Source organism: Giesbergeria sinuosa, from assembly GCF_042652905.1.
GTDB classification, from domain to species: domain Bacteria; phylum Pseudomonadota; class Gammaproteobacteria; order Burkholderiales; family Burkholderiaceae_C; genus Simplicispira; species Simplicispira sinuosa.
Map to the genome: position 1 here is coordinate 349,777 of NZ_JBHSHJ010000001.1, position 26,183 is coordinate 375,959.

A 26,183-nucleotide genomic window follows, 5' to 3' on the forward strand; every position below is an offset into this window, starting at 1 on the left:
GGCGCTTAGGCCGCCAAGGCGGCAGCTTCTTCGGGGGGGTCGGCCAGCTCGTGGGCAATGCGGACAAACACATCCTCTTGGGCCACAAAAGCGGCCACTATATCGGGATCAAATTGACGCCCCGATTGTTCGATCAGCATTTGGCGCACCTGCTCATGGGCAAACCCCTCTTTGTAAACCCGGCGGCTGACTAATGCGTCGTACACATCGGCCAACGCCATCAGGCGGCCCGCCAGAGGGATGGCCCGCCCTTGCAGGCCGTGGGGGTAGCCAGTGCCGTCCCAACGTTCATGGTGGGCTTCAATCATCTGGCGGGCATAGTCCAAGAAGTTTTGCTTTTCTGGGCGGGCACTGCCTGCCATGATGCGCTCTAGGGCTTGCGCACCAATCAAGGGGTGCGTTTGCATGACGGCAAACTCCTCTGGGGTCAACTTGCCCGGTTTTTTCAGAATGCTGTCGGGAATACCGACTTTGCCAATATCGTGTAGTGGTGCCGACTTGGCCAGCAGTTCAATGTCAGACACCGTGAGGTGGCGGTAGCCTGGCATGGTGGCCAATTGGCGGGCCAATACCTTCACATAGCATTGGGTGCGCAAAATGTGTCGCCCAGTTTCTTTGTCGCGTGCCTCTGCCAGCACCGATAGGCTGATGATGATCTCGTCTTGCGCCTCCATCAGGTCACGGGTGCGCAAGCGCAGCTTGTGCGCGGCTACGCCATATTTGAGCAGGTTCAGAAACAAACTGGTTAGCACCAATGTCAGCATGGGCAGCAATGGGGACAGGTGTAGCCCTTGTTGCACCAGCAGTGCTTGAGCACCGGCATACACCCCCGCAGTACCCAGCAAGACCAACACCACGGAGCCTCGTACGCCCGCACGGGCCAGCCACCAAGTAGACAATGCCCCCGCCAACAATACCGCCAGCAATTCAGCCCCTGAAGCCCAAGCGGGCCGAGCGATAAAGTGGCCCGCCAATAGGTTGTCGATCACGGTGGCGTGAAACACCAAGCCATGCACGGCCGCGCCCGAGGGCGATAGGTGTAAATCCCCCAACCCCAGAGCCCAAGTGCCTACCAGCACGATTTTGTTTTTCAGGCTTTCGGGTGGCACGGTGCCCTGCAATACGGCCCGTGCCGATACATAGGTGGGGGGCTGGCTGCGCCAGTCCAGCATCAGATTGCCGCTACGGTCTAGTGGAATTTGCCGCCCGTTCCAATCCAATCGGGCTTCGGCAGGGCTGGCCTCCAGATGCAACTGGCGTCCTGGAGAGGACAGCAACAACGCCGATAAGGCCAAGGAGGGTTGATAGTCGCCACTATGGGGCCAGGGCAACAACAGGGGCACCCGGCGCAATTTGCCATCCACATCCTGTAGGGCATTGGTAAACCCCTCGGCAGCCGCCGCTTGGGTCAGGGCCGCTACGCTGCGAATGTGCCCCTGTGGCTGGGGCCAAGACAGAGGCGCTTGGATATTGCGCGACAGCACCATCCCGGCCGGCACTGGTGCTGGTGTGTTGGGGATGGACTGAGACGGCCCAAACTGTAGATAGGAGCCGATCACTATAGGCATGCTCTGCATGGCCTGTGCCAAGCGTTGCGAGTTGCTATCGGTGCTGGGGCCTGTGGGTAAGGCTTGTCCTTGCAGATCGCGCCGGCGTTCGTGGGCAATCACATCGGGCGAGCTGCGATCTGGCTCGGGCATCAACACATCCAAGGCCACCACGGTGGCCCCCAATCGCTGCAATTGCTCTACCAACAAGGCCAACCGATAACGCGGCCAAGGCCATTGACCAAAAGCGGCCAAGCTGTCCTCATCCACACCCACCAACACGACGGCGTTGGATTGGGGGGGCTGGGCGCGCGCGGCCAGCATCAGGTCATATACCGCTAGGTCGGCTTTGCGCAGTGCCAATGGCTGCCATACCGAGAGCGCACCAAGCACCAAGGTCAGTAGCAAACCAATGGCGTAGGGGCCCGTTTTTTCATCTGTCCAGACGGCACGCAACTGGCGCAGCAAACGGGAGACAAGCGGCTGGCGCATGCGGCCTGTGGCTCTTAGCGCACAATGACCATCACGCGGCGGTTGCGTGGCTCGGGCACTCCGTCAGGGGTGGGCACCAGTGGGTTGCCCTTGCCGTGGGAGCTGACATCCACCAAACGTGCGGCAACGCCGCGCTCTAGCAGCAGCCCCCGAACTTGCTCGGCCCGCTGGCGCGAGAGCGCATCATTGAGTTGCACCGAGCCCGTGGCATCGCTGTGGCCGCTGATGCTCACACGCACCGTACCTTGGCGCTTGGCTGCGTTGGCAATCTCATCGAGCTGTGCCAAGGCATCGGGCCGCAATTGGGCGGCACCACTCTCAAACAACAAGGTAAACACCCGTGCTGGCGCAGGCTCAATGGCCAGCACCTCGCCAAAAGTGGCGGTAATAAAGTCGGCTTGGGCTGTGGTAATCGCCGAAGGCGCCGCTTCAGGGCGGCTGATTTGTGTCATATCCCCCGCTTTTTGCAGCACCTGCCGGCCTGCAGCAGTGCTCACCTCGGCGGTGCCTACATGACCGGCCGGGTCGGGCACCAACACCACCGATTGGCGGGAGGCGCAACCACCCAAGGCCAGGAGCAAGGCGCCTAGCCCCAGCCATGCCCAACGGGGGCGAACCATAACCACTGGGGCGCGGGCAGAAGAGAAGCGGATGGTGGTCATTCTTGCACCTCAATCAGCAATTTGGTACCGCGCACCGCAATGGTGGCCGTGGGGGTCTGCACATGCGCTGCCTCGGGGGCCAACTTGACGATCTGTCCTGTCACATAGGAAAAAGTGCCCTTGAGCAGTTTGAGTGCCAGTGCAAATTTGCCTTCTTGTGGTGCAAAGGCATAGTCATTGAGCAGCAGCTCGCTGCCAGAACCCAGAGAAATCGAGGTGTCATCGGTCAAAACGATGCCAGCAGCTCCCGGACGTCCGGTGCGTATCCGGTCTCCTTGCAACAGCACCATGCCTGCGGCAGCGGGTAAGGGCGTGCCTGCACGATCGACCGTAGCACTGCCCGAGAGATTTTGCAGATGGCCGATGGTGTTGGTGGCTGGCTGTTGCGCCATGGCAGCAGGGGTTACAGCAGCCAATGCCAGCACCCACGTACACAGGTGTTTCTTCATGAAAAAGCCCCCCAAAACATCAGACGATGGGACATTGTGGCGCATATTGCCACATGGGCAAGCGCAGGGCGCCACACTCAGGCGGCGCTTTGTAAACGCTGAAACTTCTGCCAGAGGGTTTCGTGGCTTTCTACATGCTCTGGGTTGACCGGAATACACGACACAGGGCAGATCTGCACACACTGCGGCTCGTCAAAGTGGCCCACACATTCGGTGCAGCGGTTGGGCTCAATTTGGTAGATCTCTGGCCCCATAAAGATGGCATCATTGGGGCATTCAGGCTCACACACATCGCAGTTGATGCACTCATCGGTAATCATCAACGCCATCGGGCACTCCTAGCAAGAACGGATTTCATGAGCGCGATTATCCTGTGGCCTGTGTCCGCTCCTATCGCGCCACCCGCAAGCTGCCACAACGCATAAGGCTGTTTTGCCGCTATGCTGCCAGCCCTGATTTGAGTGCCAATGCCTATGGGACATTTCCTCCTCCAACGCCTAAGCCTGCTGCTGGTTGCACTACTGGCTGCTTCTGCGGCCATCTTTGGTGTGCTGGATGTGCTGCCGGGCAATGCGGCCCAAGTGCTGATGGGGCCAGATGCTGATCCGCAGGCCGTCGCGGCCTTGGCCGCTGAATTAGGGCTAGACCAGCCCATACTGCAACGCTACGGCCAATGGCTGGGGGGGGTGTTGACCGGCGATTTGGGCCTGAGCTATGCCTATAGCACCCCGGTGGCCGAGTTACTGCTAGAGCGGCTGGCCGTCACTGTGCCCTTGGCGGTGCTGGCAATGGCGCTGTGTACGGCATGGGCATTTGCCGCGGGCCTGTATGCCGCAGCCCGCCATCGCCGCTGGGATGCGCTGGTGGTGATGGGGCTGGTGCAATTGGGCATGGCAGTCCCCAGCTTTTGGCTGGCTATAGGCTTGATTTGGCTGTTCTCCATCCAACTGCCTTGGTTGGCAGCGGGAGGCTTTCCGGGGTGGACGGTTGCTGAAGGCGGTGGGCTGTGGCCTGCCTTGCAGGCACTGCTGCTGCCTGCTCTGGCCCTGGCGGTGGTACAAGGGGCGATTTTGGCGCGTACGCTGCGTTCGGCATTGCTTGAAGTGCTGCACGAAGACTTTGTGCGTACGGCACGGGCCAAGGGGCTGTCCTATCGGCAGGTGCTGTGGCGCCATGCGTTGCGCAACGCCATGATTCCGGTGCTCACGGTGATGGGGTTGCAATTTGCCAACCTGCTGGCGGGGGCCATTGTCATTGAAAATGTGTTTCAGTTGCCGGGCTTGGGGCGGCTGCTGTTTCAGGCCATTGCCAATCGGGATTTAATAGTTGTGCGCAACGGCGTGTTGTTGTTGGCAGCCTTGGTCATCTTGGTGAATTTTGTGGTCGATATCCTTTACGCCCTTATTGATCCGCGCCTGCAAGGGCACCCGCGCTAACGTCCTGCCGTGAACCCATCCCCCGATCCCGTTTCTGCCCCTGTGGCACCATACCCGCCATCCTCTGGGTGGGGCCACTGGAGGCAGCACCCCAGTTTGGCCTTGGGTGCACCGCTGGTGCTGCTGTGGTTGCTGGCCGCTGCACTCGGGCAGCTCTGGACGCCCGGCTCGGCCTACGAGGTCAATTTGTCGCTCAAGTTGCTGCCACCCAGCGGGTTGCACTGGCTCGGCACCGATGCTTTGGGCCGCGATGTGGCCTCGATGTTGCTGTTGGGCGCAGGGCAGTCTTTGATTGTGGGGGTGGTGGCGGTGGGCATGGGGCTGGTGTTGGGCACCGCGTTGGGCTTGGTGGCGGCAGCACAGCGTGGCTGGGTGGAGCAGCTGGTGTTGCGCATAGCCGATCTGGCCTTTGCTTTTCCGGCCGTGTTGCTTGCCATTATGTTCACGGCCCTCTATGGCCCCAGCATGGTCAATGCGATGGTGGCGATTGGCCTTTTTAATATTCCCATATTTGTACGGGTGGCGCGGGCCTCGGCCCGCGTGGTCTGGGCGCGTGACTTCATCTTGGCCGCACGGGTGTGTGGCAAAGGGGGTTGGCGCATCACCTTTGAACACATTTTGCCCAACATTGCCCCGGTGCTGTTGGTGCAGGCTACGGTGCAGTTTGCCGTGGCTATCTTGGCTGAGGCGGCATTGTCTTACCTAGGCCTGGGCACCCAACCTCCCGAGCCTTCGTGGGGCCGAATGCTCAGCGAGGCCCAAACCCTGCTTTGGCAGGCTCCCCTGCTGGCCTTGTGGCCCGGCTTGGCCATGGTGTTGACGGTGCTGGGTCTAAACCTCTTGGGCGATGGCCTGCGCGATGCCCTAGACCCGCGCTTGTCGCACCTGCGCTAATCTATTGTTGGGTGCCATTGCCTATGTCTCTACTCGAAGTGGCTGATCTGCACATCACCTTGCCCACACCCCAAGGCCGGGCCGCTGTGGTACGCAGCCTCGGTTTTACCTTGGAGCGCGGCCAAGTGCTTGGGCTGGTGGGGGAGTCGGGGAGTGGCAAATCACTTACCGCCTTGGCGCTGCTGGGCCTGTTGCCCGCAGGGGCACAAGCCCGTGGCAGCGTGCGCCTGAACGGCCAAGAACTGCTGGGGTTGCCTGAAGCGGCGCTGTGCGGCATTCGGGGCCAACGCATTGGCATGGTGTTTCAAGACCCCATGACGGCCCTGAACCCACTGCACCGCATTGGCGACCAAGTGGCTGAGCCATTGCGTTTGCACCAAAAGTTGGGGCGGGTCGCAGCCCGCCAGCAGGCACAAGCCCTGTTAGAGCGGGTGGGCCTGCCCGAGGCCGCCCAACGCATGGAGGGCTATCCGCACGAGTTCTCTGGCGGCCAGCGCCAGCGCATCACCATCGCGATGGCACTTGCCTGCGGCCCGGATCTGCTTATCGCTGATGAACCCACCACGGCGCTGGATGTGACTTTGCAGCAGCAGATTTTGGATTTGCTGCAAGACTTGGCCGCCGAGCGTGGCATGGCGCTGCTGTTGATTTCGCACGATTTGGGGCTGATTGCGCAAAACACCGACCAGATGCTGGTGATGTACGGTGGCAGCGTGATGGAAAGCGGCCCCACGGCAGCCGTTTTTACCCACTTGGCCCACCCCTACAGTCGTGGCCTGTTGGCGGCCCGTCCGGTGCTAGGTCAGCGCCAACCACTGCGTCAACATTTGCCTGTGATGAGCGGTACCCTGCCCGCTTTGGCAGATTTGCCTGTGGGGTGCCCGTTTGCTGGGCGCTGTGAATTCACCTTGGCCGTTTGCCACCGCGAAGCGCCCTCCGCACAAATCGGCGCAGACGATGGGCATAGTGTGCGCTGCTGGCGTGTGGAGCCCACCTTGTATGCTGGGCTAGGGCAAGCCGCCTGGAGGCTGCGATGACTGCCAAAACCGATGCCAACGCGGTGGATGTGCCCTTTCGGGATTTGCCCGGCATGGCTTGGCACGCCCCCAACCTAGACCGTCTGCCTGAATTGCCCCTGCTGCAAGCACAGGGGTTGGGGTTCAGCTACCCCTTGCACCGGCGCTGGCCTTGGTCGGTGCCAGAACAACGGGCGGTGCTGCACGATGTGAGTTTTACCCTGCACACCGGACGCAGCTTGGGCATTGTGGGGGCGTCTGGGTCGGGAAAATCCACATTGGCTCGGTTGGTCATGGCCTTGCTGCAACCTGCCACAGGCTCTGTGCGGCTACTGGGCCGCACACTGCACACCTTGGCCCCATCGGCATTGCGCCAAGCACGGCGCAATATGCAGATGGTGTTTCAAGACCCCTACAGCTCTCTCGACCCGCGCCAGCGCATTGAGCGCATCGTCACCGAGCCGCTGCGGGCGTTAGGGCAAGCGATTCATCCCACAGCACAGCGGGAACAGGCTGCGCAGGTATTGGCGCAAGTGGGCCTGCGCAGCAGCGATCTGGACAAATACCCCCACCAATTCTCAGGCGGACAGCGCCAACGCATTGCCATTGCACGCGCGCTCATTACCCAACCTCTGCTCATCGTGGCTGACGAGCCAGTCAGTGCGTTGGATGTATCGGTGCAAGCGCAGGTGCTCAATTTACTGATCGATTTGCAACAGCAGCATGGCTTGGGTTATTTGCTCATTAGCCACGATCTTGCCGTAGTGCAGCATTTGTGCGATGAGGTTCTGGTGCTCGATCAGGGCCGGGTGGTAGAGCGCGGTGCGCCACAGGCGCTGTTTTCTGACCCCCGCCACCCCTGTACCCAAGCCTTGGTGCAAGCGGTGCCACAAATCGATCCAGGCCGTGCTCGCCGACGCCAGACCTTGCGCCAGCGCATTGCCAACACAGGCGATGAGAATCTGCCTGCACACCACCGCCCCTTGGTTGGGTAGGTGCCCTCTCTTGCCCTCAAAACTGTTCCATCCATGTTCAACCGCCGCACCCTTTTGGCCAGCAGCACCTTGGTCAGCGCCTCTTTGGCCCTACCTGCCTTTGCACAACCCCCCAAAGATACGCTGGTATTGGCGCTGCACCTAGAACCACCGGGCTTAGATCCAACCTCTGGCGCGGCCTCGGCCATTGGCGAGATCGTTCATTACAACCTGTTTGAGACCCTCACCAAAATCAATGCCGATGGCAGTGTCTCGCCACTGCTGGCCGAGAGCTGGGAGGTCTCCCCCGATTTGAAAACCACAACTTTGCGGTTGCGCAAAGATGCCAAATTTCATAACGGCGTACCGTTCAATGCGGCCACAGCCAAATTCTCACTAGAGCGTGCTGGCAGTGCCAAAAGCACCAACAAAGACAAAAGCAGCTTTGCTCGGCTGCGCACCGAGGTGGTAGATGAGCACACCATCATCATCCGGCACCAAGACATCGACCCCGACTTTTTGTTCATGCTCGGCCAAGCCAGCGCCGCAATGGTGGAGCCACAAAGTGCTGCCACCAACGCCACCCGGCCAGTGGGCACTGGCCCTTATCAGCTCAAACAGTGGCGCAAAGGTTCCTCGTTAACGTTAGAGTTGTGGAGCGGCTTTCGCAACACAGCGCCACTGCGCATTCGCCAGGCCTCCTTTCGCTTTATTGCCGATCCGGCAGCTCAGGTGGCGGCGCTATTGGCGGGCGATGTAGATCTGTTTGCCCGTGTAGCCCCACGCAGTGTGGCCCAGTTCAAGGTCAATCCACGCTTTCAGGTGGTAGTGAGCAACTCGCGCGCCAAAACCATCGTGGCGATCAACAACGCGCGCAAACCGCTCCATGATGTGCGGGTGCGTCGTGCTATTGCGGCCGCCATTGACCGCAAAGCCTTGATCGACGGTGGCGCCGATGGCTACGGGGTGCCCATTGGCAGCCACTACGTGCCGGGCATGTTTGGTTATGTCGACACCACTGGCATCAACCCTTATGACCCCGATAAAGCCCAGCGGCTGTTGCGTGAGGCAGGCATCCAGCAGCCACTCAAGCTCAGCATGACCTTGCCCCCGCCACCCTATGCCCGTCAGGGGGGGGAGATCGTGGCGGCCCAATTGGCTAAGGTGGGTATCCAGGTCAAATTGCAAAACGTGGAGTGGGCCCAATGGCTCAGTGCCACTTATCAGCACAAGAACTACGACCTCACCCTCATCTCCCATGTGGAGCCGTTTGACTTGGCAAATTTTGCCAAGCCTGATTACTACTGGGGTTACCGTTCACCGGCTTTTCAGGCACTGTACGCACAAATCCAAGCGGCCGCTCGCCCGGTAGACCGCGCTCGGCTGTTGGGTGATGCGCAACGCATGTTGGCCGAAGACGCGGTACACGCCTTTTTGTACCAACCGCAATGGGTCACGGTGGCTGACAAGCGCCTGAAAGGCCTGTGGAAAGACATGCCCATCTTTGTCAACGACCTCTCGAGCCTGTTCTGGTCTTGATCTTGCTTGCTCCGATCTCTTCTCGCCACTGGCACCGCATTGTCATGACACCGTCAATGCCGCCTTGGATATTTGGCATACAGGAGATCTGCCACCGATGTCGTTCCCGCTTCGCTCATCTATTCCGGCCAAGGCTAGGCTTGCCCACCATCACATTTTTTATCCCCACGGATTTTGGGCGCCTGGCGTCAAATGGATGCGTAACATGGGGTTTGGTGCCAAGGCCAGTTGGATTTCACTGGCCTTTCTCATACCGTTGCTCTATTTGGGCATGGTAGCCATTCAGGCCAAGCAGGAACAGATTGATTTCACCCGCCAAGAACGGCTGGGTGTCATGGCCATACAGCACTACGCCCCTGTGATGCAGGGGATTTTGCAAGCCCGCAATGCCACACGCGCCAGCATGGGGGGGCTAGACCCATCGGCAGACTACATGGCTGCACGCACCAAAGTAGATCAGTCTTTGCACCAATTGGCGCAATTTTTGGCGGCAGAGGGCGCACCCTTGCAACTGCACGGCCAGATGGCCCACCTACAGCAAACATGGACGGACACGGCCAGAGCCAGTCGGGGTGTCGATGCGCAAGGCCGTACCGTTTTTGGCCCGGTCACAGAAGCAGGGGTGGCACTGCTGCGTGACATAGGCGACAACTCCCAGCTGATGCTCGATCCCGAACTCGACAGCCTGTATTTGGCCAGTGCCTTGGTGCTGTCTATGCCCCGTGTGGCCGAGGATTTGGGCCAGCTCTGGGGTTGGAGCAGCTTTGGTGTTGCCAAGGGAGGGCTTAGCCTGCAGGAGCACCGGCGGTATGCTGTTTGGGAAGCTGGAGTGGCATTGGGCTTAGCCGATATGCAAAGCCATCTGGATCGGGCCACCAAGGCACAACCTGCGCTGCGCGATCAACTCGGGCTCGATTTGCTGGTGCAGGCCCGGGCCTACCACCAACAAGTGAGCGACCCGGCCCACCTGATCAGTGCGGCTCGCAGCGCCCCAGAAGTCTATGCCTTGGGTAGCCAAGCCTTGTCTTCGTTTTTGGGCTTTTATCAGCAAGGTCTGCCAGCATTGGACAGTCTGCTGGCTGAGCGCGAAACCCGTTTGCTCCATGAACGCAACGCCCTAGGGACGGTCGCTACCGTCTTTGTCGCACTGGCGGCCTATTTGTTTTATTCTTTTTATCTTGTGACCCGAGGTGGGCTGGCGCTGATCAGCACACATCTGCGAGAAATGGCCTGTGGAGACTTGCGCCGCGCTCCCAGCAAGCCTTGGGGTAAAGACGAACCGGCACTGCTGATTGCCGATTTGCGCATTGCCTACGAATCGCTCCATGCACTGATCGACAAAGTCTCACACTCGGCCACCGAGCTGGATGCGGCAGCCAACCAAATTGCAGGGGCGAGCCTGGAGCTGTCGGACCGTACCGATTCTGCCGCCGCCAGTCTAGAGCAGCAGGCCGCTGTTATGCGACAAATAGGCTCCACCGTAGGCTCCACGGCAGAGCGGGCGCAACAGGCCGCACAGGCAGCACAAACCAATGCTGCGGCTGCCAATCGGGGCGGCCAGGTGATTGCCTCGGTGGTGGAAGTCATGAGCGGCATCAATGCCACCTCTAGCAAGGTCAGTGACATCATTGGCGTGATTGACGGCATTGCGTTCCAGACCAACATTCTGGCCCTCAACGCGGCTGTGGAGGCTGCACGCGCGGGTGAGCAGGGCCGGGGCTTTGCAGTGGTGGCCAGTGAGGTGCGGGCGCTGGCACAGCGCAGCGCCGAAGCGGCCAAAGAGATCAAGCACCTGATCACCGACAGTGTGTCCCAAGCCGGGCAAGGTGCCAGCGTGGCCCGTGATGCAGGCGAGACCATGCGTGAGTTGCTAGACAATGCCCAGCACATTCGCACATTGTTGTCCGACATTGCCCGCAGCGCCCAAGAAGAAGCCGCTGGGGTAGAGCAAACCAGCCAAGCTATCCACCGGTTAGACCAAGATACGCAACAAAACGCCAGCATGGTGGAGAACACCATGGCGACAGTGCAACAACTCAAAACACAGGCCAATGGGCTGCTGTCGGAAATTGCCAACTTCCGTCTGGCTTGAATCTGGCCCGCATAGCTACACTTGGCGCTTTTTTCAACGGCGCTGCGCATCTGCAATGGATATTCTGACCCTGACCTTGGTGCTGACGCTGGGGCTGTACTGGCTCAACAACCGCCACCAGCGCCGCCGCATTGTGCTGCTAGGCCACTATCTGCACCCCTATCAAATCGAAAAATTGATGGAGGCGCTCACGGAAGGTTATCTTCGTGCTTTGGGTGAAAGCACCCCCGAAAGGCGCGAGCAAATCTGGCATTTGCTCGCTACTACGGAGAACCAATTGTGTGAGCAATTCAGCCGCTTTGCCACAGACTTCGCTCAGGTGGACGCCGCCAGCGCCCGCATCAGTCGGTTGGCGCTGCCGTTGCCTCTGGCCGATGTTTGGTGGCCCAAGGCCACTTTTGACATGCGCAAGGCATTGGCTATCCATGCGCGCGGACTGACCCGTGCCGCACAAGCACACCCCGGTCAATCCGAGCGAGACCGCGCCTTCACCATGTCGGCTGAGCTGTTCTTGATGCAGCACACCTGCCACTGGTTTTGTAAATCGCACGCTATGGCATCGGCACGAATGCAAGCCCGCCACCAAACACCCTATGCGCAACTGGTCGCCAGTGTCTCGCCAGAAACTCGGCGCGACTACTTGGCACTGGTGCGTGGCACCACTGCGTGAGCAGGAGTGGCCTGCTACTGATCCTCTTCTGCGAGCAACGCCCGCACCTCAGCCAATGATTGGCGCAATTGGGCCAAAACCGTGAGCGGAGGGGGCAGCGGCGTGGCGGCTGGCATAGCGGTTGCTGCTGGCAACACTGCATCCGCTAGCGCCTGTAACCATTGCCGTTGTTGGGGCAGAGTCACTTGGTGTAGATCAGCGTGGGCCTGCACCCATTGCCGAGCTTGGGCACCCAAATGCTGGCGTGTGGGGACATCGGCCAGCAATTGGGCCACGGTGTGGGCCAGCGCAGGGGCATCAAAAAAGTGGACTAGCCAACCATTGTGACCATGCTGCAATACCTCCCGCACCGGGGCCGTATCGCTGCCCACAATGGCACAGCCTACGCTCATTGCCTCCAACAGACTGCGGCCCAACACAAAGGGGTAGCTCAGGTAGACATGCACGCTAGACAACTGCAACAGACCGATCAAGCTGGCATGGGGCACCTGCCCAACAAAATGCACCCGTGCCCAATCGGCAGCTTCTAGTTGCGGCTGCAGCTCCTGCACCAGCACATCACGCCAACTTTGGCCGCTGTCGGGTCGGGGGCCATAACCACCTTCTGTGCCACCGGCAATCATGATGTGTGCTTGGGGCCGTAGCCGCAACAACAGTGGCAGGCTGCGCATGAAAACATGAAAGCCCCGGCAAGGCTCCAACGTGCGGCTGGCAAATGTGACTACCTCTTGTGTGCGCGTCAGGGTCAAAGCACCATTGAGCGTGAGGCTGATGTCTGGATGGGGGGCAATGGCTGCTGTGTCTATGCCATCACGAATCACCGTGATGCGCTCGCGCAAAGCAGGGGCAAAGGTGTCCGCTTGCCATTGCGTGGGGCTGATGGCGGCTTGGGCGTCCTGCCAGTGCAATAGGTGGGGTAGGTTTTTTAAGCGCAAGGGGGCTGCGGCCAAGGGGCCAAGGGCCGCAAACTCCGGATCAAAACCCGTGGCAACGCTGTCGGGTTGGTAGAACAACTCGGCGTACAGCCCCAGTCGGGCTTGGGGCCAGATCTCTTGGAGAAACAGGCTGTCTCCCCAGCCGGGGTGGGCCACGATGACATCGGGCGTAAAGCCTTGCGCCTGTAGTTGCAATGCTGCATGGCAGGCTGCTTCGCCACGCAAAGTTTGGCGTTCTGCTTCTTGCAACCAAGGGTGCAGGCCTGCCGCGCTGGCACGCGGTGGTGGACAAGCCACCAGCGTGACCCCCTGCCATGTGGCTGCAAGCTCTGCCTGTGCAGCCACCAAAGCCACCAGGGTATGTGTGGCCTCCGTGGTCAGCATGGTTGCCAATGCGGCAAATGGCCCTGGAAAATGGGGGTGAACGAACAATATTTTCATCAACAAACCGTCTCAAGCCTTTACCCGGCCGACAGTAATTTTCGGACAGGCGCGGGCAAGCCCAAATCGGGCCATTGTTTGGGGGTAAACCAGCCACCGTCTTCGTGTGCAAATTCGGACGCGCCCACCCGTCCACGCACCGGATGCAAATGCAAATCACGGTGCGTGAGTACATGCACAAAGGCTGGCAAATGTTCCACCCCGGTGGCTTCTGCCAAGGCCGGGTGCTGGGCCAACTCTTGCGCAGACCCGTGTATTGGCAAGCAGTACAGTCCGGCCCAAATGCCTGATGCAGGCCGACGTTGCAAATACACCCGTCCTTGGTCATCTTGGAGCCACAACAGCCACCACGACTGTGCTTGTCGTTGCAGTTTGCGTGTTTTGACGGGATAGTGTTCGGGCTGTCCTTGTGCCAGCGCCACGCATTGCCTGTTGAGCGGGCACAGCAGGCAACTGGGCTTGCGCACGGCACACACTGTGGCCCCCAAATCCATCAAGCCCTGGGTGTAGCCAGGCATGGTCACTTCCAGGTTGTGCTTGGGCAGCAACGATTGGGCTGCATCCCAAAGCTGGCGCTCATGTGCCGCCACAGCCAAATCGGCACCAAAGCCCAATACACGGGTCAGTACCCGGCGCACATTGGCATCCAGAATGGGCACCCGCTCGGCAAAGCAAAAAGCAGCAATTGCTCCTGCTGTGGAGCGGCCTATGCCTGGCAACTGTGCCAACTGAGCGGCTGTGGGCGGGAACCGTCCTCCATGCTGCTCCATTACCATCTGGGCGCAGCGGTGCAAATGACGCGCTCGGCTGTAGTAGCCCAAGCCACTCCACAGTGCCAGCACATCATCTTGTGATGCGCTAGCCAAGGCCGCCACATCTGGGAAGCGTGCCAGAAAGCGGGCGTAATAGTCCAGCACCGTGCTGACTTGGGTTTGTTGCAGCATGATCTCTGACAGCCAGACCCGGTAGGGGTCGCGCGTTTGCTGCCATGGCAGGTGGTTGCGGCCATGCTGTGCTTGCCAAGCCACCACCTGATCAGCCAACGCACTCATGTGGCCGCAACCATCGCAGCATTTTGTGGCGACACACCAGACAAAGACAACAATTGTTGGGTATGTGCCTGCAAACGCTGCTCTAGGTGCGCCAGGGTGGACTCGCTGTCCTCAATTTCTGCAATGCGCTCTACCAAACCACTGGCCGCTGATTGAATGCGGTCTACCGCCTCAATGCGGCGGGTAAAGCTGCGCCGGCGCTCACGCAACTGCGCATCAAGCTGGGCTGTGGCTGTTTTGCTCCACAGTTCCAAATCGTTGGCAGCCGACTCAAACACGGCCCGCACCCGCATGAACAGCGCCCGGCCCAGACGCTCGGCAAAATCGGGGTTGGCTAACTTGAGGGCGTTACCCAAGCTCAAATACTGCAAGTGGCTCTCTTGAATGCGTACCAAGTCAGCGGCAAACTGTTCCATGCGGGGGGCAGCGGGCACTTGCAAGGAAAAACCAAACTCTGCATTCAGTTGGCTGAAAGTGCCCCCCAGCATGGCCTGAATTTCGGTGGCTGACGCTTGGGCGGCATCCAGCGTGGTGCACAAATGTTCAAAGGTCTCGGCATACTGCTTGCGCACACCCAGTTTGAGGCCTTTTTGCTGCAAAGCCTCCACCAAGGCGCGCATTTGTTCTTTGAGTGCTTTGGCCCCCAATTGCTGAAATACATCTTGCAGCAATTTCAGGTGGACTGTGCGCACCGCCTGTATTTTGGCTGCGCTGTGGTCAAACTCAGTTTGTTCCTGCTCAATGCGACTGCGCATCGACTCAATCACCGAAGCATTTTTGCCCCGCAGGCTGCGTAACTCCAACATCTGATCGTCCAGATCACGACGGCGGATGTTGAACACGCGTGCCATCTCGGCATTCAGACTGGCCACTCCAGCTGCTACAGCCGCCCGCAAAATAGCTTGGCGCTGCCCCATGATGCCGTGCGCCAAGGCGGCCTCCAAGGTTGGCAAACCACTGGCCTGCAAGAGAGCGTCGTCGTTGGTGATTTTGGCCAATAGCCCTTTTTGTGCCGACACCGGCAGCACCTGCCCTATGCCTACACCCAGCATTTGGGCCGAGGTAGCACATTGGCGTTGCAGTTGTGTGCGTACCAACTCCGGGGTGTTAAGGGCATCCCAGAGCGTATCGATCTTGTTGAGCACCACCAACCGCGCATCGTTGCTGCCCTGGGGCGCTGCCAGATGCTCACGCCAGATGGCCAGATCAGAGCGCGTCACCCCTGTATCAGCCCCCAGAATAAACACCACCGCATGGGCTTGTGGGATCAGGTTGACCGTCAGTTCAGGCTCTGCCCCCACCGCGTTGAGGCCAGGGGTGTCCAAGATAACCAGCCCATCCTTGAGCAATGGATGCGGCATGTTGATGATGGCATGGCGCCACATGGGCACTTCCACCTGTCCGTGGGCATCGGGGGCGGGGTTTTCTTCGGGTAGCTCATCATGCCAAAAGCCCAATGCCCGGGCCTCATCCACACTGACACGGCGCACTTGGGCCACTTTTTCAATGGCTACGGCAATCTGGTCAGCGTTGTGAATGTCCAACGGCATGGTGACCCACGTGTCGCGCTTGAGCCGCCACTCGGTCAGGCTGGGCGCTTGCAGGCGGGTTTCGATGGGCAACAGCCGCAAGCTGGGTGGTTCCGCACTGTCATAACCCAGTTCCGTCGGACACATGGTGGTGCGTCCTGGACTGGCGGGCATGATGCGGCGGCCATATTTGGCAAAAAAGATGGCGTTGATCAGTTCGGACTTGCCGCGCGAAAACTCCGCAACAAAGGCGACCATGATCTTGTCTGAGCGCACTTGGGCCTCAAGCCGCTGTAATCGCTCTTGCACTGCGGCATCCATCAGCTCATGGGCGTCCATCCATTGCGCCAGCTGCTTCAACTGCTGGGCAAATGCACGCCGCCAATGGCCATGTTGCTCAAACTGATCGTTGAATGAAGATCCCACTTTATTCCTGGAAATCGAAAAGCTGTCTGCAACAGAACACACTGCTTTTGGCCGTCAGCACGACATCAGCACAGAGCTGTGTCCAAAGATTTACTCATGCTGACAGCGTGGGCAGTAATAGCTGCTGCGCTGCGCCTGGCGCACCATGCGCACCGGCGTGGCGCAAGTATGACAGGGAGCGCCCTCACGTCCATAAACATGGGCTTGCTGTTGGAAATGACCACTCTGGCCATCGGCACTGGCAAAGTCACGCAAAGTGCTACCACCACTGGCCACTGCCTGGGCAAGCACCTGTTGGATTGCTTGGTGCAGCAATCCTACCCGTTTAGGCGTCAGATCGCGAGCGGCCACGGTCGGCAAAATACCTGCCATGAACAGGGCTTCACTGGCGTAGATATTGCCTACACCCACGACTACCTTACCCGCTAGCAGCACTTGCTTGATGCTGGAGCGACTAGCCCGCAGCCCTTGCCCAAAGGCCTCCAGACTGAAATCGCTAGACAAAGGCTCCATGCCCAGATGGCCAAGCAACTTGCACACCACCGGATCTTGCGCACTGCTGGCGTACACCACGGCGCCAAAACGGCGTGGATCATGCAAACGCAAAACACCGTGCGTTGTTTGCAGGTCAAAATGGTCGTGGAGGCCAGGCGGTGGCAATTCTGTGGCAAAACGCAAACTGCCCGACATGCCCAAGTGCAACAGCAACAACCCCTGATCCAGATCGAGCAATAAGTATTTGCCCCGTCGGCGTACCGACTGCACCACTCGCCCGATCAATATGGCAGGCGCACAACCCAGCGGCCAACGCAAAGGCTTGCCAACTCGTACCGCCATAACCTGTGCCCCGACAATTGCTGGGGCAAAACTGCGGCGCGTTACCTCTACCTCTGGCAATTCAGGCATGTATCACCACTTTGAACCGATGTTGAAGCATCGATTATTATGGTTCATGGCTTCCATCCACCGTTTCCTGCTCTCCACCATTGCCGCCGCCCTTACCGCAGGTTCGGCAATGGCTGGGGCGGCCTCCACCAAATCGGATTCTGCAGCGCAGAGTCAACGCCGTGCGGTGCAGGAAGCACGCCAAGCGGCGCTGGATGCCGAAGTGTTCTATGAAATCCTGCTGGGCGAAATGGCCGCTCGCACGGGCGATCCGGCCACCGGCTTTGCCTTAATGCTGGAGGCCGCTCGCAACAGCAATGACGAAAAGCTCTACCAACGTGCGGCAGACATGGCCTTGCAAGCCCGCTCGGGGGAGTCGGCATTGGCAGCGGCACGCGCTTGGCAACAGGCCTGGCCCCAGTCGCGTGAGGCCAACCGCTATGTACTGCAAATCCTTGTGGCACTCAATCGTATCCGCGACACTGTCGGGCCCTTGACCCGTGAACTGGCACTCACCCCGTCTGCCAGCCGGGTGAGCGCCTTGTTGGCGTTGCCGCCGTTGTACCGCCGCGTTAGCGACAAAGCACTGGCTGCTAGTTTGGTGGAGCAGGTGCTGGCCCCCTATTTGACACAGCCCGAGACGGGGGCTGCCGCATGGGCTGCTTTGGGCCGGTTGCGTCTGCAAGCCGAAGACCCGCCCGGCACCTTGCACGCAGTGCAACAAGCCCAACGCTTCGCCCCTGCCGACGAAGCCGCCGCCCTGCTGGCACTGGAGTTGTTAGAGCGCGGTGAGGCCACTGCGGCTGCTTCGGTAGAGCATTACTTCTCACAACCTCAAGCCAGTGCCAACCTGCGTTTGGGCTATACCCGTATCTTGTTAGCCACTCAACGCTATCCTGAAGCACAGGCACAGCTGCAAGTGCTCACCAGCCAGACACCCGAGCAATCCGAAGCGTGGTTTCTCTTGGCGGCGGTCTACTTACAAAACGGCCAATTGCCCGAGGCAGAAGCCGCACTCCACAAGTTCACTACCCTCACGGCCACAGAAGAAGAACCGGGCAGTAAACCCAGCAAAAGCCTGACGCAGGCCTACCTGTTGCATGCCCAGATTGCCGAAAAGCGTGGGCAGTACAGCCAAGCGGATGCTTGGCTCAACCGTATTGACCACCCTGATGATCGCTTGGGTGCCCAAACGCAACGGGCTGCATTGCTGGCCCGCCAAGGCAAATTGGCCCAAGCCCGGGCGTTGGTGCGCAGTCTGCCAGCCGAGACCCCCCAAGAAGAACAACTCAAATTGCAGGCTGAAGTGCAATTGCTGCGTGATGCCAAGCAATATGCCCCTGCCTACGAACTCCAAGCCCGTTTGGCAGCCTTGGCACCAGACAATAATGAGCTGCTCTATGACCATGCCATGCTGGCCGACAAACTGGGCCGGCTGGATGAAATGGAGCGGCTGCTGCGCCAAATTATCGAGCGTCAACCAGATTTTCACCACGCCTACAATGCGCTGGGCTACTCACTGGCCGACCGGGGCTTGCGTCTGACCGAGGCCAAGGCGCTGATCGAAACAGCCCTCAAGTACGCTCCTAACGATCCGTTCATCACAGACAGCCTAGGTTGGGTGCAATTCCGGCTTGGTGAACACACCCTGGCACTGCAACTGCTGGAATCGGCTTTTGCGCGCCGCCCTGATGCAGAAATCGCTGCCCATCTGGGTGAAGTGCTCTGGACTCTGAAGCAACCTGAACGGGCCCGCGCCGTCTGGCAACAAGGCCTACGGCAACAACCCGACAACGAGACCTTGCACAAGACCATGCGCCGTTTTGGCATCCAACCCTGATGCACCACTGCCACCAATCTGCGCTCCCACGCCGCTCGGCGTTGCTGTGGTGCCTGGGTGTACCGCTGGCATTGTGGGGTTGCGCACAGCCACCAGCCGCCCCCAGTAGCCACGGATTGCTGCAGCGCACGCTTTGGAGTGGTCGACTGGCTTTGCAAGTTGAAGGGTATCCCTCGCGCTCATTCATCGCTGCGTTTGAGTTACAAGGCAATGCCCATCTTGGCAGTCTGCAACTGACTGGCCCTTTAGGCCAGACGCTGGCACAACTGCACTGGAACCCACAAGGGGCACGGCTGGAAACCGGCCACACTACCGAAGAAGCCAGCTCTATCGAGGCCTTGCTTGAACGTGACACCGGCGCACCCATCCCAGTTGTCGCCCTGTTCGATTGGCTAGCGGGTCAGCCCACCGCCATCGAGGGTTGGAGCACAGACCTCAGCGCCATTGCCCAAGGGCGTCTGACTGCGACCCGGTTCAGCCCCGAGCCACACACCACCTTGCGCATCACGTTTGAATACTGATTTGCCACACCATGCAAGCTTTGTACGATGTTCCGGCTCCAGCCAAACTCAACTTGTTTCTGCATATCACGGGGCGCCGGAATGATGGCTACCATCTGCTGCAATCGGTCTTCATGCTCATAGACTGGTCTGACACCCTGCACTTTGAATTGCGCCAAGATGGTCACATTAGCCGCGAAGACCTCAACACCCCGTTGCCCGAGCACGACTTGATTGTGCGTGCGGCCAAGGCATTGCAACGCGCCACGGGCTGCACACTGGGGGTGCATATTGGTATTCATAAAAGTATTCCAACGCAGGCGGGTATGGGGGGGGGCTCCTCCGACGCGGCCAGTACCTTGCTGGCACTCAATCGGCTCTGGCGCTTGAATCTAGACCGTGCCACCTTGAGCCGTATTGGGCTGCCCTTGGGCGCTGATGTGCCGTTTTTTCTTGGTGGGCACCATGCTTGGGTAGAAGGTATTGGTGAGCAGATCACCCCTTTGACGGGCGAATATGCCTTGCCCTCCGCACAGTTTGTAGTCGTCAAGCCCGCAGCGGGTTTAGAGACGCCAGCCATTTTTGCAGCGCCCCATTTGAAACGTGATTCAGCCAATGCTACAATGGCGCAGTTCCGTAGCTCGCCGTATGCGTTTGGACACAATGACCTGCAACCTGTAGCTGAGTCTTTGTGCCCTGATATAAAAAAGGCACTCAGCTGGCTCAACCTTCAAGGGTTAAATGCTAGAATGACGGGATCAGGAAGTGCTGTGTTTGCACAGCTATCACATGCCGACAATCTTGCCGATGCGCCAAGCACTTGGCAAGTAAAAAAATGTGAAAATCTGAAAATTCATCCACTCAGCAGTTGGATTTCAGGTATATAATTTAAGGCTTGCTGAATAACGTTCAGTAGGCCTGTGTAGGGGAGTCGCCAAGCTGGTTAAGGCACCGGATTTTGATTCCGGCATGCGAAGGTTCGAATCCTTCTTCCCCTGCCAAATTCGCCTCTTGCAGGCACACACTCTTCAGTCAGATTGCTGGGCAGCTCATGCAAGCCAATCCTCCCGATTTCATAGTTTTCACTGGCAATGCCAATCCTGGTATGGCTGCTGACATTGCCAAGCACCTTGGCACTACCTTGGGGGCCGCTGATGTCAGTCGGTTCTCTGATGGTGAAGTCACCGTGGAAATCAAGGAAAACGTCCGTGCCCGTGATGTTTTCGTGGTGCAATCCACCTGCGCCCCCACCAACGAAAATCTGATGGAACTGCTGATCATGGTCGATGCGCTCAAGCGCGCCTCGGCAGAACGCATCAGCGCCGTCATTCCCTATTTCGGTTACGCCCGTCAAGATCGCCGCCCACGTTCCACCCGTGTGCCCATCTCGGCCAAAGTGGTAGCCAACCTGTTGCAAACCGTGGGTGTGGCCCGTGTGCTCACTATGGATTTGCACGCTGACCAAATTCAGGGCTTTTTCGATATCCCTGTAGATAACATCTATGCTTCGCCCGTGTTGTTGGGTGATTTGCGCCAAAGAAATTACGAAAACCTGATCGTGGTCTCCCCTGACGTGGGGGGGGTGGTGCGCGCCCGTGCGCTGGCTAAACAACTCGGTTGTGATTTGGCCATCATCGATAAGCGTCGCCCCAAGGCCAATGTCTCTGAAGTGATGCATGTCATCGGCGAGATCGAAGGCCGCAACTGCGTGATCATGGACGACATGATTGACACGGCTGGTACGTTGGTCAAAGCCGCCGAGGTACTCAAGGCGCGTGGTGCCAAGAGCGTGTATGCCTACTGTACGCACCCCATCTTCTCTGGCCCTGCCATTGACCGCATTACCGCATCCGCATTGGATGAAGTGGTCGTGACCAACACTATTCCCTTGAGTGCTGCCGCCAGTGCCTGCACCAAGATTCGCCAACTCTCTGTGGCACCGTTGATTGGCGAGACCATCCAACGCATTGCCAACGGCGACTCGGTGATGAGTTTGTTCTCAGACCAGAACGACCAGTTCTGATTCTGACCAAAAGCCTGGCCCTCTCCTGTTGTTGGCGAGGGTCTTTTTACAACCGAAGGTGACACTGGTCGCGGTGCACCTCTCACGGAGAAATCTCATGAACATCGTCGCTTTTGAGCGCGCCAAGCAAGGCACGGGTGCGAGCCGCCGTCTGCGTAATTCTGGCCGTACCCCCGGCATCATCTATGGTGGTGAAGCCCAGCCCCAAGCCATTGAAGTGGATCACAATGATCTGTGGCATACCCTGAAGAAGGAAGCCTTCCACTCCAGCGTGCTTGACATGGACTTGGGCGGTCAAACCATCAAGGTTGTGCTGCGCGATGTGCAATACCACCCCTACAAGCAACAAGTATTGCACATCGACTTCCAACGTGTCGATGCCAAGACCAAGCTGCACCTGAAGGTGCCTGTGCATTACACAGGCGCTGACGAATCTACCGCTGTCAAGGTTGAGCACTGCACACTGAACATCGTGGTGAATGAGCTGGACGTGACCTGCATGCCTTCGGATCTGCCCGAGTTCATCGCAGTGGATCTGAGCGGCCTGAAGAAGGGTGCTGCTCTGCACCTCAAGGACATCAAGCTGCCCCGTGGCGTTACTGCGGTTACCCGTGGCAGCCAAAACAACCCCGTTCTGGTCTCCGTGGTGGCTCCTGTGGCCGTGGTGGAAACACCCGTGGCTGCTGCCGCTCCCGCCAAGGGCAAGGGCAAGGGCAAGAAGTAATTTCTTGTCTGTGGTGGCAGCTCCGGCAGCCACCGTCTTGCACAACGGCCCACCCTGCGTGGGCCGTTCGCTTTTTTGATCCCCTTTTGCGCACATGATCAAGCTGTTTGTTGGCCTGGGTAACCCAGGGCCGGAATATGAAGCCACTCGCCACAATGCGGGTTTTTGGTGGATTGATGCCCTAGCGCGTGAACTCAAGGTGCATTTGCAGCCCGAACGCAGCTATTGGGGTTTGGCCGCACGGGCCAATGTGCATGGTCACACGGTCTGGCTGTTGCAACCCCAAACCTTCATGAACTTGTCGGGCAAATCGGTGGCTGCTTTGGCGCGGTTTTTTAAGATTGCCCCTGACGAAATCTTGGTGGCCCACGACGAATTGGATTTTTCTCCTGGTCAGATCAAGCTCAAGCGTGGTGGTAGCCACGGCGGCCACAATGGTCTGCGCGATATCCATGCCCAATTGGGGGCTTCTGACTATTGGCGGCTGCGCATCGGCATCGGACACCCTGGTGTGAAAACCGAGGTGCCACATTGGGTGCTGAAAAAGCCGGCACCTGAGCAGCGTACCTTGATAGAAGACAGTATTTCCCATGCGCTGAAGGCTTGGCCCGCACTGCTGGCCGGAGAGATGGACAAGGCGACTTTGCTCATCCATACCACCAAGCCACCTCGCCCGAAAAAATGCGACTTGACATCCTCCCCTGCCTAAAGGCAGGGGATTCCTACCGCGCCAGTCACAAGCATCGTGTTTGTGCTGGTCGCCTCAGTGGGTTCCTGCTTCACTGAGGCTGCACGCTTAGGTCTTGCAACTTTGGCGCGGCTGACATCCTCTCCACAGGCTAACAAGCGTAATCCACGCTCTAAAACATTCATGGCCCCCACCACATCCGCGTGGTTTTGGTAGCCACAGGCTACACACAGAAACGGCGCCTGTGTGCGCCGATTGTCCTTGGACACATGAGCGCAAGCCGGACAGGTGCGGCTGGTGTTTTGCGGCAATACCGCTACCAGCATCCCGCCCGACCATTGCAGTTTGTATTCCAGTTGCCGCCGAAACTCGCTCCAACCCTGATCCAAAATGGAGCGGTTCAAGCCCGACTTGGCTTGGACGTTCTTACCCGGCTTGTCTTGGCAACCCTGTGCCGATTTCGACATATTTTTGACCTGCAAGTCTTCGATACAAACGAGCGCGTGGTTTTGGCTGATCGCTGTAGTGGCTTTGTGCAGGAAGTCTTTGCGGCAGTTTGCAATCCGCGTGTGAATTTTTTGGACCTTGGCTTTTTCTTTTTTCCAGTGGCTGCTAAATTTGACTTTGCGCGCCATGCGCCGCTGGTAGCGTGCCAGCCGGACTTGGTGGCGCTTGAAACTGTTCAGGGGTGCTAGAAAAGCGCCATCGCTGAAGGTGGCAAAGCGGGCAATACCTAAGTCGATGCCGATGGCGGTGGTCGCAGTGGGGACAGGGGGAGCCACTTCGCGTTCGGTTTGGATGCTGGCAAACCACTTGCCAGCCGAGTGGCTTACCGTGATGTTTTTGGCTGTTCCAAGGAGCTTGCGGCTTGGCCGAAAGCGTACCCAGCCCAGCTTCGGTAACTTGATACGGCGGTTGCCTAGGTCGATCTCAAAGCCCTGTGGAAAACGAAAACTCTCCGCACGGCCTTTGTGCTTGAAGCGCGGAAAACCTGCACGTTTTTCAAAGAAGTTTTTGAACGCACGCTCTGCATCTTTGAGCGCTTGTTGCAAGGTTTGGGAAGGCGATTGCCTGAGCCAAGGCAACTCATCCTTCCGCTGTGGTAGCTGGTTGGCCATTTCCACATAACTGATAAATTTGCCACCCGCTGCATAGTTGGCTTTTTGCAGTGCCAACGCCTTGTTATAGACAAACCGACGCGCCCCAGCAAAGCGGCACATGTCGCGCTGCTGCGCACTATTGGGCATGAGCTCGAACTTGAAGGCTTGCAAGCGTTGCATACTTTGATTCTATGCAGTCCCTATGCTTGCACAAAAAATACCTTTGGTATCCGCGCGCTACATCTCCACCCTGAAGAACGGGATTTTCCGCGCAAGATGGATAAAATTGCCCGATGCTGGATGATCGTGCCAAGTTGTTGCTCAAGGCGCTGGTAGAGCGTTATATCGAAGATGGGCAGCCCGTAGGCTCCCGCACTTTGTCACGTGCCTCGGGGCTGGATTTGTCGCCAGCCACCATTCGCAACGTGATGGCGGATTTGGAATACTTGGGCCTTATTGCCAGTCCGCACACCTCTGCGGGGCGGGTTCCTACCGCCAAAGGCTATCGGTTGTTCGTCGATACCATGCTCACGGCAGACCGTAGGTATATCTCTACACCCCAATTGGCCCCTGACCAACCACAGAAAGTGATTGCCAACGCGGCTCAACTGCTATCGAGCTTGTCGCAATTTGTTGGCGTAGTGATGGCGCCCCGGCGCACTTCTGTGTTTCGGCATATCGAATTCTTGCGCCTGTCGGAGCGGCGCTTTTTGCTCATCATTGTCTCGCCCGAAGGCGATGTGCAGAACCGGGTGATTCTGTCTGAAACCGATTTCACCCAAAGCCAGTTGGTGGAAGTAGCCAATTTCTTGAACATGCACTATGCAGGCATGGCGATGGAGCAGGTGCGTGAGCGGTTGGCTACAGAGGTAGACCAACTGCGCGGCGAGATTGCCACGCTGATGCAGGCTGCGGTGCAGGTCAGTTCCGAAGCCTTTGAGCAGGCCCAAGAAGAAGTGGTGATTTCGGGTGAGCGCAATTTGCTGTCGGTGAGCGATTTTTCTCAAAATATGGGCAATTTGCGCCGTGCGTTTGACCTGTTTGAGCAAAAAACCCAAATTTTGCGCCTGCTGGATGTATCGCAGCAGGCCGAAGGGGTGCGCATTTACATTGGTGGTGAGAGCCAAGTAGTTCCCTTTGAAGAGTTGTCGGTTGTCAGTGCGCCTTATGAGGTGGATGGGCAGGTGGTAGGCACATTGGGGGTGATTGGCCCCACCCGAATGCCCTACGACCGGATGATCCAGATTGTGGACATTACCTCGCGGCTGGTCTCCAACGCGCTCAGCCACCACCACTGAGCCCAGTTGGTGTTGGCCCCAATGGCGCTGGCCCGTCAGCGGCTTGACGCGCAACAATGATGTAATTCGTCCATGAAGTCCCGTTTTGAACACATTGCCTTGGTAGGCAAGTACCAGAGTCCGACCTCTGGAGTCATGGCCGAACATGCGCGCAAGACGCTAGAGGGTATTGCCCTGTTTCTGCGTAGCCAAGGCTGTACCGTTTCGCTAGAAGCACAGACGGCAGCCCATATGGACATGCCCGGATATCCGGCTTTGGATGTGGACGAAATCGGCCATCAGTGCGATTTAGGTCTGGTGGTTGGGGGCGATGGCACCATGTTGAGCATTGGCCGCCAAGTGGCCCGTTATGGCACTCCATTGATTGGAATCAACCAAGGGCGGTTGGGCTTTATCACCGATATTCCACTAGACAATTACCAGTCCACTCTTGCGCCCATGCTGCATGGGCAGTTTGAGGAAGACCACCGTCCTTTGATGCACGCGCGCGTGCTGCGTGAGGGCGTGTGTGTGTTTGATGCCTTTGCCATGAATGATGTAGTGGTCAACCGGGGGGCTACCTCTGGCATGGTGGAGTTGCGGGTGGAGGTGGATGGCCATTTTGTGGCTAATCAACGTGCCGATGGTCTGATTGTGGCTTCCCCTACGGGTTCGACGGCCTATTCATTGTCGGCGGGGGGGCCTATGCTGCACCCGTCTTTGCCTGGCTGGGTGTTGGTGCCTATTGCGCCCCACACGTTGTCAAACCGCCCGATTGTGCTGGCTGACATCACGGAGATTGCCATCGAAATTGTCAATGGGCGCGATGCCAGTGCCAATTTTGATATGCAGTCCTTGGCCTCTTTGCACCACGGTGATCGTATTTTGGTGCGCCGGGCTGAATACTGCGTGCGCTTTTTGCATCCGCGCGGCTGGAGTTACTTTGACACGTTGCGCAAGAAACTGCGCTGGAACGAAGGAGGTTCCTGAAC

At 58.6% G+C, this 26,183-nt stretch carries 24 protein-coding genes and 1 tRNA gene; 16 read left to right on the forward strand and 9 right to left on the reverse strand.

Annotation, left to right across the window (positions count from 1 at the left end; translation table 11 throughout):
- Positions 1-5: 5 nt before the first annotated feature.
- The 4 genes from ACFO6X_RS01575 to ACFO6X_RS01590 form a co-directional block, all read right to left on the reverse strand.
- Positions 6-2,039, reverse strand: coding sequence for a CHASE2 domain-containing protein (locus tag ACFO6X_RS01575; RefSeq protein WP_382429359.1), 2,034 nt, complete (start codon positions 2,037-2,039; stop codon positions 6-8).
- A gap of 14 nt (positions 2,040-2,053) precedes the next feature.
- The gene (locus tag ACFO6X_RS01580; RefSeq protein ID WP_382429361.1) at positions 2,054-2,701 is read right to left on the reverse strand and encodes an OmpA family protein; all 648 of its coding nucleotides are present in this window, start codon (positions 2,699-2,701) and stop codon (positions 2,054-2,056) included.
- Positions 2,698-3,150 carry a FecR family protein gene (locus ACFO6X_RS01585; RefSeq protein ID WP_382429363.1) on the reverse strand — a complete coding sequence of 151 codons (453 nt, stop codon included), beginning with the start codon at positions 3,148-3,150 and terminating at the stop codon, positions 2,698-2,700. The genes ACFO6X_RS01580 and ACFO6X_RS01585 overlap by 4 nt, the downstream gene beginning before the upstream one ends.
- 77 nt (positions 3,151-3,227) lie before the next feature.
- Positions 3,228-3,479, reverse strand: coding sequence for a YfhL family 4Fe-4S dicluster ferredoxin (locus tag ACFO6X_RS01590; RefSeq protein WP_382429365.1), 252 nt, complete (start codon positions 3,477-3,479; stop codon positions 3,228-3,230).
- A 144-nt stretch (positions 3,480-3,623) separates the two neighbouring features.
- On the opposite strand from ACFO6X_RS01590, the gene ACFO6X_RS01595 reads away from it, so the two are divergent.
- From ACFO6X_RS01595 to ACFO6X_RS01625, 7 genes are all read left to right on the forward strand, one after another.
- Positions 3,624-4,586 (forward strand): ABC transporter permease, encoded by a 963-nt coding sequence (locus ACFO6X_RS01595; protein ID WP_382429367.1) that lies wholly within the window; start codon positions 3,624-3,626, stop codon positions 4,584-4,586.
- Positions 4,587-4,628: 42 nt separating this feature from the next.
- Positions 4,629-5,480, forward strand: coding sequence for an ABC transporter permease (locus ACFO6X_RS01600; protein WP_382429783.1), 852 nt, complete (start codon positions 4,629-4,631; stop codon positions 5,478-5,480).
- A gap of 23 nt (positions 5,481-5,503) precedes the next feature.
- Positions 5,504-6,517 carry an ABC transporter ATP-binding protein gene (locus tag ACFO6X_RS01605; protein WP_382429369.1) on the forward strand — a complete coding sequence of 338 codons (1,014 nt, stop codon included), beginning with the start codon at positions 5,504-5,506 and terminating at the stop codon, positions 6,515-6,517.
- 53 nt (positions 6,518-6,570) lie between these two features.
- Positions 6,571-7,491 (forward strand): ATP-binding cassette domain-containing protein, encoded by a 921-nt coding sequence (locus ACFO6X_RS01610; protein ID WP_382429785.1) that lies wholly within the window; start codon positions 6,571-6,573, stop codon positions 7,489-7,491.
- Positions 7,492-7,524: 33 nt separating this feature from the next.
- The gene (locus ACFO6X_RS01615; RefSeq protein ID WP_382429371.1) at positions 7,525-9,009 is read left to right on the forward strand and encodes an ABC transporter substrate-binding protein; all 1,485 of its coding nucleotides are present in this window, start codon (positions 7,525-7,527) and stop codon (positions 9,007-9,009) included.
- A 97-nt stretch (positions 9,010-9,106) separates the two neighbouring features.
- Complete coding sequence (locus tag ACFO6X_RS01620; protein ID WP_382429373.1) at positions 9,107-11,101, forward strand: methyl-accepting chemotaxis protein; 1,995 nt, start codon at positions 9,107-9,109, stop codon at positions 11,099-11,101.
- A gap of 55 nt (positions 11,102-11,156) precedes the next feature.
- Positions 11,157-11,771 (forward strand): hypothetical protein, encoded by a 615-nt coding sequence (locus ACFO6X_RS01625; RefSeq protein ID WP_382429375.1) that lies wholly within the window; start codon positions 11,157-11,159, stop codon positions 11,769-11,771.
- Between the two features lie 14 nt (positions 11,772-11,785).
- Here the strand turns inward: ACFO6X_RS01625 and ACFO6X_RS01630 are convergent, their stop codons facing one another.
- The 4 genes from ACFO6X_RS01630 to mutM all read right to left on the reverse strand — a co-directional run bounded on the left by ACFO6X_RS01630 (position 11,786) and on the right by mutM (position 17,060).
- A complete protein-coding gene (locus tag ACFO6X_RS01630; RefSeq protein ID WP_382429377.1) occupies positions 11,786-13,147 on the reverse strand; it encodes a glycosyltransferase in 1,362 nt (453 codons plus the stop codon).
- A 20-nt stretch (positions 13,148-13,167) separates the two neighbouring features.
- Entirely contained in the window at positions 13,168-14,199 is a 1,032-nt protein-coding gene (mutY, locus tag ACFO6X_RS01635; protein WP_382429380.1) for an A/G-specific adenine glycosylase, read from the reverse strand.
- A complete protein-coding gene (locus tag ACFO6X_RS01640; protein ID WP_382429383.1) occupies positions 14,196-16,154 on the reverse strand; it encodes a dynamin family protein in 1,959 nt (652 codons plus the stop codon). Before ACFO6X_RS01640 ends, mutY begins: the two co-directional genes overlap by 4 nt.
- Positions 16,155-16,244: 90 nt before the next feature.
- Positions 16,245-17,060, reverse strand: coding sequence for a bifunctional DNA-formamidopyrimidine glycosylase/DNA-(apurinic or apyrimidinic site) lyase (gene mutM / locus ACFO6X_RS01645; RefSeq protein WP_382429385.1), 816 nt, complete (start codon positions 17,058-17,060; stop codon positions 16,245-16,247).
- A gap of 46 nt (positions 17,061-17,106) precedes the next feature.
- On the opposite strand from mutM, the gene ACFO6X_RS01650 reads away from it, so the two are divergent.
- From ACFO6X_RS01650 to pth, 7 genes are all read left to right on the forward strand, one after another.
- A complete protein-coding gene (locus tag ACFO6X_RS01650; protein ID WP_382429387.1) occupies positions 17,107-18,879 on the forward strand; it encodes a tetratricopeptide repeat protein in 1,773 nt (590 codons plus the stop codon).
- Positions 18,879-19,400, forward strand: a complete 522-nt coding sequence (locus ACFO6X_RS01655) for a lipoprotein insertase outer membrane protein LolB (RefSeq protein WP_382429389.1) — start codon at positions 18,879-18,881, stop codon at positions 19,398-19,400. The genes ACFO6X_RS01650 and ACFO6X_RS01655 overlap by 1 nt, the downstream gene beginning before the upstream one ends.
- 11 nt (positions 19,401-19,411) lie before the next feature.
- Positions 19,412-20,266: a 4-(cytidine 5'-diphospho)-2-C-methyl-D-erythritol kinase gene (ispE, locus tag ACFO6X_RS01660; protein WP_382429391.1), complete on the forward strand. Its 855-nt coding sequence runs from the start codon at positions 19,412-19,414 to the stop codon at positions 20,264-20,266.
- A gap of 37 nt (positions 20,267-20,303) precedes the next feature.
- A tRNA-Gln gene (locus ACFO6X_RS01665) sits at positions 20,304-20,380 on the forward strand.
- Between the two features lie 50 nt (positions 20,381-20,430).
- Positions 20,431-21,402 (forward strand): ribose-phosphate pyrophosphokinase, encoded by a 972-nt coding sequence (locus tag ACFO6X_RS01670; protein WP_382429393.1) that lies wholly within the window; start codon positions 20,431-20,433, stop codon positions 21,400-21,402.
- Between the two features lie 97 nt (positions 21,403-21,499).
- The gene (locus ACFO6X_RS01675) at positions 21,500-22,126 is read left to right on the forward strand and encodes a 50S ribosomal protein L25/general stress protein Ctc (RefSeq protein WP_382429395.1); all 627 of its coding nucleotides are present in this window, start codon (positions 21,500-21,502) and stop codon (positions 22,124-22,126) included.
- A gap of 94 nt (positions 22,127-22,220) precedes the next feature.
- Positions 22,221-22,835 (forward strand): aminoacyl-tRNA hydrolase, encoded by a 615-nt coding sequence (gene pth, locus ACFO6X_RS01680; RefSeq protein WP_382429397.1) that lies wholly within the window; start codon positions 22,221-22,223, stop codon positions 22,833-22,835.
- Here pth and ACFO6X_RS01685 read toward each other — a convergent pair.
- Positions 22,832-24,094: an RNA-guided endonuclease InsQ/TnpB family protein gene (locus ACFO6X_RS01685; RefSeq protein WP_382429399.1), complete on the reverse strand. Its 1,263-nt coding sequence runs from the start codon at positions 24,092-24,094 to the stop codon at positions 22,832-22,834. The genes pth and ACFO6X_RS01685 overlap by 4 nt on opposite strands.
- Before the next feature lie 113 nt (positions 24,095-24,207).
- Here ACFO6X_RS01685 and hrcA point away from each other — a divergent pair, with 113 nt between their 5' ends.
- On the forward strand, positions 24,208-25,212 hold the full coding sequence (gene hrcA, locus ACFO6X_RS01690; RefSeq protein WP_382429401.1) for a heat-inducible transcriptional repressor HrcA: 1,005 nt from the start codon (positions 24,208-24,210) through the stop codon (positions 25,210-25,212).
- A gap of 72 nt (positions 25,213-25,284) precedes the next feature.
- Complete coding sequence (locus tag ACFO6X_RS01695; protein WP_382429403.1) at positions 25,285-26,181, forward strand: NAD kinase; 897 nt, start codon at positions 25,285-25,287, stop codon at positions 26,179-26,181.
- The last annotated feature ends 2 nt before the right edge of the window (positions 26,182-26,183 follow it).

Bases quoted from the DNA above. Each gene is read 5' to 3' on its own strand.
- ACFO6X_RS01575 (WP_382429359.1), bottom strand. From the start codon at position 2,039: ATGCGCCAGCCGCTTGTCTCCCGTTTGCTGCGCCAGTTGCGTGCCGTC.
- ACFO6X_RS01580 (WP_382429361.1), bottom strand. From the start codon at position 2,701: ATGACCACCATCCGCTTCTCTTCTGCCCGCGCCCCAGTGGTTATGGTT.
- ACFO6X_RS01585 (WP_382429363.1), bottom strand. From the start codon at position 3,150: ATGAAGAAACACCTGTGTACGTGGGTGCTGGCATTGGCTGCTGTAACC.
- ACFO6X_RS01590 (WP_382429365.1), bottom strand. From the start codon at position 3,479: ATGGCGTTGATGATTACCGATGAGTGCATCAACTGCGATGTGTGTGAG.
- ACFO6X_RS01595 (WP_382429367.1), top strand. From the start codon at position 3,624: ATGGGACATTTCCTCCTCCAACGCCTAAGCCTGCTGCTGGTTGCACTA.
- ACFO6X_RS01605 (WP_382429369.1), top strand. From the start codon at position 5,504: ATGTCTCTACTCGAAGTGGCTGATCTGCACATCACCTTGCCCACACCC.
- ACFO6X_RS01610 (WP_382429785.1), top strand. From the start codon at position 6,571: ATGGCTTGGCACGCCCCCAACCTAGACCGTCTGCCTGAATTGCCCCTG.
- ACFO6X_RS01615 (WP_382429371.1), top strand. From the start codon at position 7,525: ATGTTCAACCGCCGCACCCTTTTGGCCAGCAGCACCTTGGTCAGCGCC.
- ACFO6X_RS01620 (WP_382429373.1), top strand. From the start codon at position 9,107: ATGTCGTTCCCGCTTCGCTCATCTATTCCGGCCAAGGCTAGGCTTGCC.
- ACFO6X_RS01625 (WP_382429375.1), top strand. From the start codon at position 11,157: ATGGATATTCTGACCCTGACCTTGGTGCTGACGCTGGGGCTGTACTGG.
- ACFO6X_RS01630 (WP_382429377.1), bottom strand. From the start codon at position 13,147: ATGAAAATATTGTTCGTTCACCCCCATTTTCCAGGGCCATTTGCCGCA.
- mutY (WP_382429380.1), bottom strand. From the start codon at position 14,199: ATGAGTGCGTTGGCTGATCAGGTGGTGGCTTGGCAAGCACAGCATGGC.
- mutM (WP_382429385.1), bottom strand. From the start codon at position 17,060: ATGCCTGAATTGCCAGAGGTAGAGGTAACGCGCCGCAGTTTTGCCCCA.
- ACFO6X_RS01650 (WP_382429387.1), top strand. From the start codon at position 17,107: ATGGCTTCCATCCACCGTTTCCTGCTCTCCACCATTGCCGCCGCCCTT.
- ACFO6X_RS01655 (WP_382429389.1), top strand. From the start codon at position 18,879: ATGCACCACTGCCACCAATCTGCGCTCCCACGCCGCTCGGCGTTGCTG.
- ispE (WP_382429391.1), top strand. From the start codon at position 19,412: ATGCAAGCTTTGTACGATGTTCCGGCTCCAGCCAAACTCAACTTGTTT.
- ACFO6X_RS01670 (WP_382429393.1), top strand. From the start codon at position 20,431: ATGCAAGCCAATCCTCCCGATTTCATAGTTTTCACTGGCAATGCCAAT.
- ACFO6X_RS01675 (WP_382429395.1), top strand. From the start codon at position 21,500: ATGAACATCGTCGCTTTTGAGCGCGCCAAGCAAGGCACGGGTGCGAGC.
- pth (WP_382429397.1), top strand. From the start codon at position 22,221: ATGATCAAGCTGTTTGTTGGCCTGGGTAACCCAGGGCCGGAATATGAA.
- ACFO6X_RS01685 (WP_382429399.1), bottom strand. From the start codon at position 24,094: ATGCAACGCTTGCAAGCCTTCAAGTTCGAGCTCATGCCCAATAGTGCG.
- hrcA (WP_382429401.1), top strand. From the start codon at position 24,208: ATGCTGGATGATCGTGCCAAGTTGTTGCTCAAGGCGCTGGTAGAGCGT.
- ACFO6X_RS01695 (WP_382429403.1), top strand. From the start codon at position 25,285: ATGAAGTCCCGTTTTGAACACATTGCCTTGGTAGGCAAGTACCAGAGT.